Origin of the sequence: Devosia sp. FKR38 (assembly GCF_005222805.1) — a bacterium.
Lineage (GTDB): Bacteria > Pseudomonadota > Alphaproteobacteria > Rhizobiales > Devosiaceae > Devosia.
In genome coordinates, this window is the sequence record NZ_STGC01000005.1 from 744,242 (window position 1) to 758,166 (window position 13,925).

Annotated in this window: 12 protein-coding genes; 2 read left to right on the forward strand and 10 right to left on the reverse strand. The window is 63.5% G+C overall.

The window, feature by feature from the left end:
* The first annotated feature begins 32 nt into the window (after positions 1–32).
* Together der and E8M79_RS08635 are read left to right on the forward strand one after the other, a co-directional pair.
* Positions 33–1,490 carry a ribosome biogenesis GTPase Der gene (der, locus tag E8M79_RS08630; RefSeq protein ID WP_137151521.1) on the forward strand — a complete coding sequence of 486 codons (1,458 nt, stop codon included), beginning with the start codon at positions 33–35 and terminating at the stop codon, positions 1,488–1,490.
* Positions 1,491–1,622: 132 nt separating this feature from the next.
* Positions 1,623–2,897, forward strand: a complete 1,275-nt coding sequence (locus tag E8M79_RS08635; protein WP_171015932.1) for a hemolysin family protein — start codon at positions 1,623–1,625, stop codon at positions 2,895–2,897.
* Between the two features lie 49 nt (positions 2,898–2,946).
* Here E8M79_RS08635 and E8M79_RS08640 read toward each other — a convergent pair whose 3' ends face one another.
* From E8M79_RS08640 to rplI, 10 genes are all read right to left on the reverse strand, one after another.
* Positions 2,947–3,543, reverse strand: a complete 597-nt coding sequence (locus E8M79_RS08640) for a GNAT family N-acetyltransferase (protein WP_137151523.1) — start codon at positions 3,541–3,543, stop codon at positions 2,947–2,949.
* A gap of 9 nt (positions 3,544–3,552) precedes the next feature.
* Complete coding sequence (locus E8M79_RS08645) at positions 3,553–4,287, reverse strand: SDR family NAD(P)-dependent oxidoreductase (protein ID WP_137151524.1); 735 nt, start codon at positions 4,285–4,287, stop codon at positions 3,553–3,555.
* Positions 4,287–5,777: an amidophosphoribosyltransferase gene (purF, locus tag E8M79_RS08650; RefSeq protein WP_248304949.1), complete on the reverse strand. Its 1,491-nt coding sequence runs from the start codon at positions 5,775–5,777 to the stop codon at positions 4,287–4,289. Before purF ends, E8M79_RS08645 begins: the two co-directional genes overlap by 1 nt.
* Before the next feature lie 163 nt (positions 5,778–5,940).
* Positions 5,941–6,615, reverse strand: a complete 675-nt coding sequence (locus E8M79_RS08655) for a CvpA family protein (protein ID WP_137151526.1) — start codon at positions 6,613–6,615, stop codon at positions 5,941–5,943.
* 153 nt (positions 6,616–6,768) lie between these two features.
* The gene (radA, locus tag E8M79_RS08660; RefSeq protein ID WP_137151527.1) at positions 6,769–8,169 is read right to left on the reverse strand and encodes a DNA repair protein RadA; all 1,401 of its coding nucleotides are present in this window, start codon (positions 8,167–8,169) and stop codon (positions 6,769–6,771) included.
* A gap of 238 nt (positions 8,170–8,407) precedes the next feature.
* Positions 8,408–9,529: an FRG domain-containing protein gene (locus E8M79_RS08665; RefSeq protein ID WP_137151528.1), complete on the reverse strand. Its 1,122-nt coding sequence runs from the start codon at positions 9,527–9,529 to the stop codon at positions 8,408–8,410.
* A gap of 203 nt (positions 9,530–9,732) precedes the next feature.
* Positions 9,733–10,863, reverse strand: coding sequence for an alanine racemase (gene alr / locus E8M79_RS08670; RefSeq protein WP_137151529.1), 1,131 nt, complete (start codon positions 10,861–10,863; stop codon positions 9,733–9,735).
* A 2-nt stretch (positions 10,864–10,865) separates the two neighbouring features.
* Positions 10,866–12,350 carry a replicative DNA helicase gene (locus tag E8M79_RS08675; RefSeq protein ID WP_137151530.1) on the reverse strand — a complete coding sequence of 495 codons (1,485 nt, stop codon included), beginning with the start codon at positions 12,348–12,350 and terminating at the stop codon, positions 10,866–10,868.
* A 198-nt stretch (positions 12,351–12,548) separates the two neighbouring features.
* Positions 12,549–13,151, reverse strand: a complete 603-nt coding sequence (locus E8M79_RS08680; RefSeq protein ID WP_137151531.1) for a hypothetical protein — start codon at positions 13,149–13,151, stop codon at positions 12,549–12,551.
* 128 nt (positions 13,152–13,279) lie between these two features.
* Positions 13,280–13,852, reverse strand: coding sequence for a 50S ribosomal protein L9 (gene rplI, locus E8M79_RS08685; protein WP_137151532.1), 573 nt, complete (start codon positions 13,850–13,852; stop codon positions 13,280–13,282).
* Between the last annotated feature and the right edge of the window lie 73 nt (positions 13,853–13,925).

Consider the following 13,925-nt stretch of genomic DNA (forward strand, 5'->3'; position numbering starts at 1 on the left):
CGCTCCCTTTCGCCTGATCGGAACACACACGCATGACCGTCACCGTCGCTATTGTCGGTCGCCCCAATGTCGGCAAGTCCACGCTGTTCAACCGGCTGGTCGGCCGCAAGATCGCGCTGGTCGATGACACCCCCGGTGTCACGCGCGACCGGCGCGAGGCCGAGGGCCGTATCGCCGATCTGACCTTCCGCCTGCTCGATACCGCCGGCTATGAGGATGTCACCGATGGCAGCCTCGAAGACCGCATGCGCCAGCAGACCGAGCTGGCCATCCGCGAAGCCGATGTCATCCTGTTCATGATCGACGCCCGTGCCGGCGTGGTCCCGCTCGATCAGCGCTTTGCCCAGGTGCTGCGCAAGGCCGGCAAGACCGTGCATCTGGTCGGCAACAAGGCCGAGAGCGGCGCCGCCGAAGCGGGCCTCGTGGAAGCCTTCAAGCTCGGCTTCGGCGAAGCTATTGCCCTGTCGGCTGAGCATGGCCTGGGCCTGGCCGATCTCTATTCCATCGTCTCGGAAGCCATCGACCGCGCTGCTGCCGCCAAGGAAGCCGAGCAGGAGGACGTGCCCGATATCGATGAACTGCCCGCGGTCGATGTCGACATCACCGAGGACATGCTCGAAGGCGAGGGCGACGAAGCCACCCTGCGCTGGAACCCCAATCGCTACCTCAACGTCGCCATCGTCGGCCGGCCCAATGCTGGCAAGTCCACGCTGATCAACCGCATGGTGGGCGAAGAGCGCGTGCTGGTCGGCCCTGAGGCCGGCATCACCCGCGATTCCATCCTGGTCCCCTGGGAATGGGAAGGCCGCGTCATCAACCTGGTCGACACCGCCGGCATCCGCCGCCGCTCGCGCGTCACCGAAAAGCTCGAGAAGCTGGCCGTGGGCGATAGCCTGCGCTCCATCCAATATGCCGAAGTCGTCGTGCTGATGCTCGACGCCACCGTGCCCTTTGAAAAGCAGGATCTGGCACTGGCCGATCTGGTCGAGCGCGAGGGCCGCGCCCTGGTGATCGCCGTCAACAAATGGGACCTCATTGAGGACAAGAATGCCGCTTTGGCCCATCTGCGCGAGGCCTGCGAGCGCCTGCTGCCGCAGCTGCGCGGCGTGCCGCTGGTGACCCTGTCTGGCCTGACCGGCAAGAATATCGACAAGCTCATGGATGCCATCTTTGCCATCGAGCGCTCGTGGAACTCCCATGTCTCCACCGCCCGGCTCAATCGCTGGCTCTCCGGCATGGTCGATGGACATCCGCCACCGGCCGTCTCGGGTCGCCGTCTCAAGCTGCGCTATATGACGCAGGCCAAGACGCGGCCGCCCAGCTTCATCCTGTTTGCCTCGCGCCCCGATGTGTTGCCCACATCCTACCAGCGCTATCTGGTCAATGGCCTGCGCGAAGCCTTCAACATCAAGGGCACGCCCATCCGGCTCTGGGTGCGCGGCGGCAGCAGCAATCCCTATGACGATCCGAGCAAGCGCCGCCTGGGCTGATCGCCCTGGCTGCGACTAATTTGGTGGACCCATGGCGCGCGCCATGGGTTTGCCCCTATATTGCACGCGCTGAAGCGACCCGATGCTGAGTGCGGGGCCGCATGTATTGAAACCGCTTTGTTTATTGAACTTTTGATCGTCGTCGTTCTGACCATCGTCAACGGCCTGTTGGCAATGTCGGAGCTGGCAGTCGTCTCCGCCCGTCCGGCCCGTCTGCGCACCATGGCCGATCAGGGCAACCGTGGCGCCGCCATGGCCATCACCCTGGCTGAAGACCCCGGCAAGTTCCTCTCCTCCGTGCAGATCGGCATCACCCTGGTCGGCATTCTCTCGGGCGCCTTCTCCGGCGCCACCCTGGGCCTGCGCCTCTCCGACTGGCTGCGCGACGTCGGCGTCGCCAGCAATGTCGCCGATGTGCTGGGCGTCGGCGTTGTCGTGGTGGGCATCACCTATATCTCGCTGATCCTGGGCGAACTGGTGCCCAAGCAGATTGCCCTGCGCGATGCCGAAGGCGTCGCCGCCCGCGTCGCGCCGGCCATGAAGCTGGTCGCCACCATCGGCTCGCCCATCGTCTGGATCCTCGATGTCTCCGGCAAGGCCGTGCTGGCCCTCTTGGGGCAGGCCGGCCAGTCCGAAGAGACAGTCACCGAGGAAGAGGTCAAGACCATCATCGCCGAGGCCACCTCGGCCGGCGTGATCGAATCCGATGAGCATTCCATGATCTCGGGCGTCATGCGCCTGGCCGACCGCTCGGCCCGTGGCCTGATGACGCCGCGGCTGGACGTCGACGTGCTCGATCTCTCCGACGACAGCGACGAAATCCGCCGCACTATTCTCAGCACCAGCCGCTCGCGCCTGTTGGTGCAGGACGGCGATGCTGATTCCATCATTGGCGTCGTTGCCATCAAGGACATCATCGGCGTCTTCGCCAATGGCCTGCCGCTCGAGCTGCGTAAATTTGTCCAGCCGGTGCCCGTGGTCATGGATCATGCCGAGGCGCTCGATGTGGTGCGTGCTATCCGCAATTCCACCGTGCACATGGCCCTGGTGGTCGACGAATACGGCCATTTCGAAGGCATCGTTACCTCGGCCGATATTCTTGAGGTCATCACCGGCGTCTTCCAGGAAGAGACTGGCGACGATCCGGCCCTGGTACGCCGCGAAGACGGCTCGTGGCTGGTCGCCGGCTGGATGCCGGTCGATGAGTTCGGCGACAAGCTCAAGGTCACCATTCCGCGCGACGCCAAATACGAGACGGTCGCCGGCTATGTGCTCTCCATCATCAACCGCCTCCCGGCGGAGGGCGAGACCTTTGAACACAATGGCTGGAAATTTGAAGTGGTCGACCTCGACGGCCGCCGCATCGACAAGATCATGATGACCCGGCTGGGCGACACCGCCGGCTGACAGCAACCCTGGCACACGGCTTGCGGGCCGTGTGCTCGCCGCTGGCGGGCTAGAGCGTCATGCCCATCCACACTGACCGGCCCGTGTCGATCAGCGGCCCAAAGCCGCTGCGCGTCCAGAAGGCCACGCCGCCGGTATTGGCCGTGCTGGCGCCCAGGTGGATGCCTGGCACGCCCGCCGCCCGCGCCTCGGCGACCCAGCGCTGCAGCAATTGCGTGCCAACGCCCTGGCCGCGCAGCCGCGCCCGCAGGTTCATGTGAATATGCGCCGGATAGGTCGCCACCAGATCGGCTGGATGCACTTCGGGTGCCTTGATGCCGGCCACCCGCTGCCGGTCCGCTGCCGTCCAGTCGGGGGAGGGGGCGGCATAGCGCGCGCGCAGCGCCGGCCACCACTGCTGTTCCAGCTTGGCCGCAAAGGCGGGCGTATCGAACGTGCCCACGATATAGCCGGCCACGCCCATCTCATCCTCGGCCAGGATCACCCGTTCGGGCTCTACCACGCCATAGGGCGCGGCATAGATGTGGCCCACCAGCTGCGGGTCCGAATAGTCGGCGCTGGCATCCTTGCCGGCGTCGGCCGTGGTCAGGCAGATGTCATAAAGCGCATCCAGATCGTCCGGCCGGTATGCCCGCAAGATTACCATGCTATGCGCCTAGATCTCGCCGAACGCGCCGGTGGTGAAGTCGAACAGCTTACCGCTCTCCTTGAGCGACGGGCTCAGCATGTCCACCAGCTTTGGCGCCACATCGGCGGGCGACGGCAGCGTTGCCGGGTCCTCCCCGGGCATGGCCTTGGCCCGCATCGCCGTGCGCACCGCGCCGGGATAGAACACATTGGCCTTGACCTTGGATTGCTCCAGCTCGCCCGCATAGGACTTGACCATGGCGTCCAGCGCCGCCTTGCTGGCGGCATAGAGCCCCCAGAACGGCCGCGCCGAGCGCGCCGAGGACGAGGACACAAACACCGCGCGACCCGCCTGCGCCTGGCGCAGCAGCAGGTCGGTCGAGCGCAGCAGGCGATAATTGGCCGTCACATTGACCGCCATCACCTTGTCGAAATCTTCCGGCTTCACATGCGCCAGCGGGCTGAGCACGCCCAGCTGCCCGGCATTGGCGATCAGCCCATCCAAGGCGCCCCAGCGCTCGAAAATGGCCGCACCCAGCCGGTCGATGGCGTCGCCATCGCGCAGGTCCAGCGGCACAAGCGTCGCTGACGAGCCCAGGTCCTGGATTTCGTCGTCCAGCTCTTCCAGCCCGCCCACGGTGCGGGCCACGGCCACCACATGGGCGCCACGGCGCGCTGCCTCGCGGGCACTCGCATAGCCAAGACCGCGCGATGCGCCCGTAACGAGGATGACCTTGCCGGCAAGGTCCTTATTCTGAGCCATTAACCGGCCTCTTTCAGCATGGAAATTTGCTTGTGGTCGTTCTTGCTGCGGCCATTGAGGTCCGTCAACTGCGTCGGATAGTCACCGGTGAAATAGTGGTCGGTGAACTGCGGCGCCTGCGCATTGCGCTTCTCGCCGCCCACGGCGTCATAGAGCCCATCGATCGACAGGAACGCCAGGGAATCGGCACCGATATATTTGCACATCGAGGCGAGGTCGGCATGCTGGTTGGCCAGCAGCTTTTCCGGGTCCGGCGTGTCGATGCCGTAGTAGTCCGAGTAATAGATCATCGGGCTGGCCACGCGGATATGCACTTCGGTGGCGCCGGCCTCGCGCATCATCTGCACGATCTTGATCGAGGTCGTGCCGCGCACGATGGAATCATCGATCAGCACCACGCGCTTGCCGGCGATCTCGGCGCGGTTGGCCGAATGCTTGAGCTTGACGCCAAAGGCGCGGATCGACTGCGTCGGCTCGATGAAAGTGCGGCCGACATAATGGTTGCGGATAATGCCCAGCTCGAACGGAATGCCGCTGGCCTGCGCAAAGCCGATGGCTGCCGGCGTGCCGCCATCGGGCACCGGCACCACCACATCAGCCTCAACCGGGGCTTCCTTGGCCAGGTTGATGCCCATGCGCTTGCGCGCCACATAGACGCTGCGGCCCGAAACCACCGAATCCGGCCGCGCGAAATAGACATATTCAAACAGGCACGGGCGCTCGGGCTGATTGCGGGCCGGCTTGCGCGCCTCGATGGTGATCGAGCCATCGGGCTGGATCTCGCAGATGATGACTTCGCCGTTTTCCACGTCGCGGATATATTTGGCGCCGATGATGTCGAGCGCACAGGTTTCCGAGCAGAAGATCGGCTTGCCATCCAGCTCACCCATTACCAGCGGGCGGATGCCGATGGGGTCGCGCGCCGCGATCAGCTTGGTGCGCGTCATAGCCAACATTGCATAGCCGCCTTCCATCTGGCGGATGGCGTCGATGAAGCGGTCGGTGGTCGAGCTGTGGCGCGAGCGGGCCACCAGGTGCAGCACTACCTCGGTGTCCGAGGTCGACTGGCAGATGGCGCCGGTGGCGATGATCTGGCGACGCAGCGTCAGCCCATTGGTGAAATTGCCATTGTGGGCAATGGCGATGCCACCATCTTCCAGCTCGGCAAACAGCGGCTGCACATTGCGCAGCGCCACTTCGCCTGTCGTCGAATAGCGGGTGTGGCCGATCGAGATCGAACCGGGGAGCTTGGCCAATAGGGCCGGGTCCGTATAGTGGTCGCCCACCAGGCCCATGCGCTTTTCGGTATGGAACTGGCGGCCATCGAAGCTGACGATGCCGGCGGCTTCCTGCCCGCGATGCTGCAGCGCATGCAGCCCCAGGGCGGTCAGCGTGGCCGCATCACTATGCCCCAGAATGCCAAACACACCGCACTCTTCATGCAGTGTGTCGCCGTCGAGATCAAAACTGTCGTCGCTCGGATGGTTCAAGACGCTCTCCATACCAATGCTCGTCCCCTGCGGCAGCGCTTGCGCCTGCCGGGCGGAACGTCCGATGCAGGGCCGGTGGTCCTGCATCTAGCCCAATTTCGGGACCGCGACCACCGCCTGTCCCGGAGGGCAGGGTTGTCGCGAACGCCGCGTCTGCGCTCGCCTAGTTGGCGGTCGTCGCCGGCACGGCAGCCGGGGTCGTCACGGTCGTGGGGGCAACGGCAGCCGGCGTGGTCGCCGCCGCCGGGTCGATGCTGCCGTCTTCGGTGGCGTCAGTGCCTTCTTCCACCGCGGCGGCCGGGCCGCCCGAGGTGTCATCGGTGATGTCCTTGCCACCCTTGAGGATCTCGTTGACCTGGGTCTCGAGTTCGGGCGGCAGCATGGTGATCAGCGTATTGCCCATGGCCTTCAGATGCGGCAGCGTCTGCGACTGCGCAGCCCAGGCGGGCAGATTGGTCGGCAGCAGCCAGGTGCCGAAAATGGTGATGACAATGGCGATCAGCACGCCGCGCAGCACGCCGAACACAAAGCCCAGCGTGCGGTCGATCGGGCCGACGCGGCTGTCGACCACGAAATCGGCAATGCGCATGGTGAGCAGGTGCAGCACGATCAGCGCGACGATGAAGCTCACCACCACGGTCGAGATATCGGCCACCAGCTGCTCGGCAATATAGCCGCGCGCGATTTCGGGGTGATACTGCCACATATAGATCGCGATGGCCGCAGAACCGGCCCAGGTGGCCAGAGACAGCACTTCGCGGGTCAGTCCACGTGCCGTTGCCAGAATTGCCGAAATCAGCACCAGCACACCAACACCAACGTCAAACGCTGTCAGCATATTGTTCGCCAAGCTCCATTAGCCGCACAGGCGCTGCCCGAGCCCTGTTGCGGTTCGTTTATCGGCTTTGCGCGCCGCTGCCAAGACCTGCCGGGACACCCGGGCGTGATGTGCCCACAAACCATTGGCCTGTGCGCTGCGCCACTGTCGGGGTTACCAGCTCTCGCGCTCCGGCTCGGGCGGTGTCCCCGCCGCGGCAATCCGCGCCACAAGCTCTGACAGCGTTGAATATTCCGACACATCCAGCCCGCTGTTGCGGTCCGCCGAGCCCAGCCGGCCGGTCGACACCGACTTGAACCCCAGCTTTTGCGCCTCGCGCAATCGCAATGCGCCATGCACCACCGGGCGCACGCCACCGGCCAGCGAGATTTCCCCGAAATAGACCGAATCCGAGGGCAGCGGCGAATTGGTGAGCGAGGAGATCAGCGCCGCCGCCACGGCGAGGTCGGCCGCCGGCTCGTTGATTTTGAGCCCGCCCGCCACATTGAGATAGATGTCATTGGCGCCGATGCGCACCCCGCAGCGCGTTTCGAGCACCGCCACCACCATGGAGAGCCGCGAACTGTCCCAGCCCACCACGGCCCGGCGCGGCGTGCCCAGCGGGGAGGGGGAGACTAGCGCCTGGATTTCGATCAGAATCGGCCGCGTCCCTTCGATGCCGGCAAACACCGCCGAGCCCGCCGCGCCCTCGTCGCGCTGGTCAAGGAACAGCGCGGACGGATTGCCCACCTGTTCGAGCCCCAGCTCGGTCATGGCGAACACGCCGATCTCGTCGGTAGCGCCATAGCGATTCTTCACGCCGCGCAAAATGCGGAACGTGTGGCTGGTGTCGCCCTCGAAATAGAGCACGGCGTCCACCATGTGCTCGACCACGCGTGGCCCGGCAATCTGCCCGTCCTTGGTCACATGGCCGACGAGCACCACGGCCGCGCCGCTCTTTTTGGCAAAGCGCGTCAGCGCCTGCGCCGAGGTGCGCACCTGGGTCACTGTGCCCGGCGCGCTGTCCACCCGGTCGGTCCACAGCGTCTGGATGGAATCGATGATGACGAGATCGGGGGCAGGGCCGTTCTCCAGCGTCGCCAGAATGATCTCGACATTGGTCTCGGCCGCCAGCAGCACCGCGGCTTCGCCCAGGCCCAGCCGCTGCGCCCGCAGCCGCACCTGCGCCACCGCCTCCTCGCCCGAGACATAGACCACCCGCTTGCCCAGGTTCGCCAGCGCCGCCGCCGATTGCAACAGCAGCGTCGATTTGCCGATGCCGGGGTCGCCGCCCACCAGCAGCGCCGAACCCTTGACGAACCCGCCGCCGGTCACCCTGTCCAGCTCGGCAATCCCGGTCACCACGCGCGCTGCGCTCTCGGTCTCGCCCGACAGCGGCACCAGATTGGCCGGCCGCCCATTGGCCTTGGCCGATTTCGGCCCGGCCCCGACGCCAGAATCGGTCATTTCCTCGACAATGGTGTTCCAGTCCCCACAGGCATCACACCGCCCCTGCCAACGCGTCGTGACCGCACCACAGGCCTGGCAGACAAAACTCGAACGGGATTTGGCCAATCCGGATACTCGCATTTGGGGTCAGAGCCCTGTGTACTGGAGCATCAGATGAGGATCAAGAACAAAAAGGGAACCAAGAAGTTTTGGGGGACGGAGCATGTCGATACGGACCGACGGCAAAGTTTGGTTCTTGCGCAAAAGCAAGGCAACTACGCCGCGGGTGTACGTCACGGTTCTCGACCTACGCGCATCATGTAACAACGGCATATTCAGTGCGTCGGGCCGGAAACCCAATCGGTCACATGGTCGCCCGGCCGGAACGCAATTGCCCAAGTATTTGACGGGCCGTACTTATCGCCATAGTCGTTGATTGAGGATCAACCCTAGACGGGGAGTGAACTATTAGGTTTCGGTAGTGCCGCAAGGCCTGCAACTGTGAGGCTATATCGGGGCTAACGTGCCCTTTGCCCACCAGGATCTCTATGGCTTCTCGAAGCTGCAGACTGCGCCCAGAGATGCTTCGGATCGAAATATCCCTCGCCTGTTCGAATATGTAGGCCTCCAAATCCGTCCACGCTTTCATGAATTCACCTAGATCGCCAGGTTGCAGCTCGGACTTTAGGCTCTCTCGCAAACCAATGCACAGTTCGCGAACTTTGTCCTTGGCCGGGTAGAGCGACTGCTTGGGGATACTATTGAACCCTCGACCCCAGAAGCCAGTTCCAGCAGGGATGGAGAACTTAGCTATCAGTCGGTTCCGGAAGTCTAAGTCCGTCTTGCTGTCGAAGTCCCATGTGACATCTGTAGTACCTGCCAGAAATCCTTCCTGGAAATGCGGACGCAACGCCGAGGGTGGGCAGATGCTGAGTAGGCGTACATTCACCAGATCATCTTCAGAGTTGACTGATATTCGGTTGGTAACCTGCGGCATTCCCAGTACATAGACGATGGAGTGATCTGAAGCCGAGTCATGCTGGGCGAAAGAGCATGCAACGCGCAAGGAGTGTGTAATGTCGAGTAGTGGTGTTTCGAGTACACCATAGTGCTGCAATATGCTCCACTGCACATAGGTTTTTTGCCGAATGTCGCGCAGGCCCTCGAGCTTGCTGGCGGCCCAACGTTTGACGAGTTCTTTCCCAGCCTGTTCCAGAAGAGCGAAACGGTGTCGCAGTTCATCTTTCGAGCTGTTCTCGCTTCTATAGATGCCGGGATAGATAGTTGTTGAAGCGGCTTTGTTCAGAAAGTCGGTGTTCTGTCCGCGGTAGAACAGCAAGTGATCGGGGTTCAGGTAGGAAAGATGGGCAATGTGCTCGACCAAATTTCGGAATGAACTAATCTGAAAGGGCGGCGCTTTTGCAACGGTTTCTGACCCAACGTGTGTTTTCAAATCGACCGTTAGTTGCGGTGTAATTGATCTCATCGTGGTCCCTCGCCCAAAAAGTGTCGCAACTTACAGCGGCACCAACAACAGACGGGTAAGACGTTCCACCGAAATATCCTAACCTCGCATAGAGGCGGCGTTTCTCTGGTCAGGGATGTTCGTGTTAGGGCGCAAACGTCTATTTCGTCGACTGCATTCAGAAGCAACTCAGTCCGCTGCCACCATCTACCCAGCCCCCGCCATCACCCCTGCGGCAGGTTGCCATCCCCGACATAGTTCCGGCTATAGCGCCCCTTGAGTGACGTCAGCACTTCGTAGCCAATCGTGCCGCCGGCGTCGGCCTGGTCGTCGGCGCCGATCAGGGCGCCCAGCACTTCGGCGCCTTCGCCGGGCTCGGGGATATTGGGGCCCAGTTCGGTGATATCGACCACGATCTGGTCCATCGACACCTTGCCCACCACAGGGCAGAGCTTGCCGCGGATGGCCACCTTGCCGCCGGGGCGGGCATTGCTGCCCGAGAGCGAGCGGAAAAAGCCGTCGGCATAGCCATGCGCCACGATGGCCAGGCGACTGTCGCGCGACAGCGAATAGCTGGCGTTGTAGCCCACGGTCTCGCCGGTGCGCGCTTCCTTGACCTGGATGATCGGCACATGCAGCGTCACCACCGGCGCCATGGGGTTCTTGCGCCCCGTCACCGCGCGGCCGCCGTAAAGCGCAATGCCCGGGCGCACCATCTGGAAATGATAGTCGCGCCCCGTCATCAGGCCCGCCGAATTGGCCAGCGAGGCCGGAATGCCGGGGAACTGCGCCATCACCGAGCCGAACAGCGCCAGCTGGGTGCGGTTCTTCTCGTGATTGGGCTGGTCGGCACAGGCCAGATGGCTCATCAGCATCTGCGGCGCATAGCCCAGCGCCTGGATGCGCTCGCGCACATAGCCAGCCTCATTGAGGCGGAAGCCCAGGCGATTGATGCCGGTGTCGAAATGGAAAGCCGAGGGATAGGCCTCGTTGCGTTCCAGGCACTTCGCCAGCCATTCCTCCAGCATCGCCACCGAGGCGATCACCGGCATCAGGTTCTGCCGGATGTAGAGATTGGCCGCGCCCGGATAGAGCCCGTTGAGCACGAAGATATGCGCGTCGGGCAGGGCGGCGCGCACCGCCATGCCCTCGTCGGGCGTCGCCACGAAGAAGAAGCGCGCCCCGGCCGCATGCAGCGCCTTGCTGGCCATGGTGATGCCGGTGCCATAGGCATCCGCCTTCACCACCGCGCCGGTCAGCGCGCCGGCGCTCACCTTGTCGAGTGCGCGCCAGTTGCGGGCCAGAGCCCCGAGATCAATGCTGAGTTGCCCGCCAAGGCCAGACGTCAAGGCCATGCCTATTCCATACGCTCGGGGAGATAGTCGGCTCGCGCCAGATTGCCAAAGCGCGTGAACTGCGCCTCAAAGCTGAGCTGCACGGTGCCCGTGGGCCCGTGGCGCTGCTTGGCGATGATCACTTCGGCCTTGCCGTGCACTTTTTCCATTTCGCCTTGCCAGGTCAGGTGTTCCGGCGTGCCTTCTTTTGGCTCTTTGTTCTTAAGATAGTATTCTTCGCGGTACACGAACAGCACCACGTCTGCGTCCTGCTCGATAGAGCCCGATTCGCGCAAATCCGCCAGTTGCGGGTGCTTGTCGTCGCGCGCTTCCACCTGACGGGAGAGCTGTGACAGTGCGATGATGGGCACTTCGAGCTCCTTGGCCAGCGCCTTGAGCGTGGTGGTGATTTCGGTCAGCTCCTGCACGCGGTTCTGGCTCGATGCCTTGCTTGAGCCGCTGAGCAGTTGCAGATAGTCGATGACGAGGAAATCGAGGCCCTTCTGCCGCTTGAGGCGCCGGGCGCGCGCGGCGAGCTGCGCCACACTGATGCCGCCGGTGTCGTCGATATAGAGCGGCAGCTTGCTCATCATATTGCTGACGTCCACCAGCTTGGAGAACTGGCTGTCGTGAATGCGGCCACGGCGGATGTCGGACGAGGAGATCTCCGCCTGCTCGGCCAGAATACGCGTGGCGAGCTGTTCGGAGCTCATTTCGAGGCTGAAAAAGCCGACGATGCCGCCATTGGTGGTCTTGTGATGCCCGTCCGGCGTCACCTCGTATTTGTAGGATTTGGCGACGTTGAAGGCGATATTGGTGGCCAGCGAGGTCTTGCCCATGGCGGGGCGCCCGGCCAGCACGATCAAGTCCGAACGCTGCAACCCGCCCATCTGCCGGTCGAGGTCATCGAGCAGCGTGGCCACACCCGACAGGCCCCCGTCGCGCTGATAGGCCTCGCCCGCCATCTGGATGGAGGCGCTCAGGGCTGTGGAAAAGTTGAGGAAGCCACCGTCATAGCGGCCCTTTTCGGCCAGCTGGAACAGCTCGCCTTCCACCTTCTCGATCTGCTTGTTCGGCGTCATTTCGACGTCGGACTCATAGGCGACCTGCACCATTTCCTCGCCCACCAGGATCAGGCTGCGGCGGATGGCGAGGTCATAGATCGCCTGGCCATAATCGGCCGCGTTCAGCACCGTGGTCGCTTCCGCCGCCAGCCGCGCCAGATACTGTGCCATGGTGACGTCGGGCAGCAATTGCTCGGGCAAATGGGTCTTGATGGTGGTCGGATCGGCCGATTTGCCGGCCCGGATGATCTTGCCGGCCAGCTCATAGATGTCGCGGTGGATCGGCTCGTAAAAATGCACCGGCTCGAGGAAATCGGCGACGCGATAGAAGGCGTCATTGTTCAGCAGAATGGCGCCCAGCAGCGCCTGCTCGGCTTCCACATTGTGCGGAGCCAGGCGAAACGACTTGTCTTCTGCGGGGTGGAGCCGTGCGATCTCTGCCATGGGTACCTCGGTTAGAACCGTTAACCTTCCTTAACCACGCGACTCAGGCGTGAGTCTTGGACTACCAACGTCAGGGTTAAGGAGACCTCTTCGCGCGGTGTGAACAATGGGGACAACGGGGAATGTGACACAAGGCCATTGCATGCCAACGGGGCAGCACAATGGCATGAGTCTGGTCTGGCAATGAAGGCGGTGCGGCTAGTTGGCCAGGCCCCAGGGCCGGGCCGGGGCATCCGAGCCGTCCCAGCTGATGCGGTCGATCCGCCAGCTGGCGTCGGGCATGATGATCAGGTGCAGCTCCAGCGTTTCGGGTTGCCCGCCGCTATTGTGCACCGGCACGACCAGCGCCCCATCCGCCAGCGCCGTTGGCGCGCCGATCTCGGCCGTACCAATGACAAAGGGCAGCATGCCATTGCGCTCGGCCGCCAGCATCAGATCGTCAAAGCCCAGCGCCGGATCGCCCAGGATCTCCTGCGACAGCACGTTGGGTTGCAGGTCCTTGCCCCATACCCGCGAGCCCGGCATGTCGGTGGCGGTGGCCCCCGGGATGACCGCGCCCAGGTTGAAGCTGTTCAGCGCATTGCTGAACCCCAAGCGCGCATCGAGCGACAGCGCGTAATAGGCCGCGAAATAGTCCGAACTGGCATAGGCATCCAGGAACGTTTTGGCCACGGCCTCTGGGGTCGAGCGGTCCAGCCGCTCCACCATGGTGCGCCCCTCAACCTTGATCTTGGCCGCCTCCGCTGTCGGCATTGCCAGCACCAGGGTCGCAAGGCAGGCGATATGCAGCAGGGGCTTCATCGGTAACGTCTCCAGGGGAGGACACTCTGGTCGCCGGACCCCCAATATGCCATCGGACAGACGTTCCATGCCAATAAAAAAAGCCGGGCGCTGGGCCCGGCTTTCTCGCATTCGCCTGAGGCGAAGGCTTAGATTTCGTCGTCGAAACGGTCGTCCTGCTGCGCGTCCTTCTGGCCGGCAGCGAAATCGCCTTCCACATCGTCTTCATAGACGGTGACGGTGACATCTTCGCCAGCCGACTGGCGGGCAGCTTCGTCGGTCGAGCGGGCAACGTTGACGGTGATCGACACGGCCACTTCGGCATGCAGGTTCAGCGACACGGTGTGCACGCCAACCGACTTGATCGGATCGGCCAGGTCAACCTGGGCGCGCTGCACGGTGAAGCCGTCCGAAGCCAGGGCCTCGACGATGTCGCGCGAGGCGACCGAGCCGTAGAGCTGGCCGGTTTCGCCGGCCTGGCGGATGATCACCACTTCGCGGCCGTTCAGGCCTTCGGCAATGCCGGCAGCGGCGTTGCGGCGGTCTTCATTGCGCTTTTCGATATGGGCGCGTTCGGCTTCGAACTTCTTGCGGTTGGCTTCGGTGGCGCGCAGCGCCTTGCCCTGCGGCAGCAGGAAGTTACGGGCGAACCCGTCCTTGACCGAAACTTCGTCGCCGATCGAACCGGTGCGGCCGATGCGCTCAAGCAGAATGACTTTCATGGGAGAATTCCTTTTGGCTGTCCCGTCTCTTGGACGGTTAGGAGTTCCGGACCATCCAGAACCCCAGCGGTGC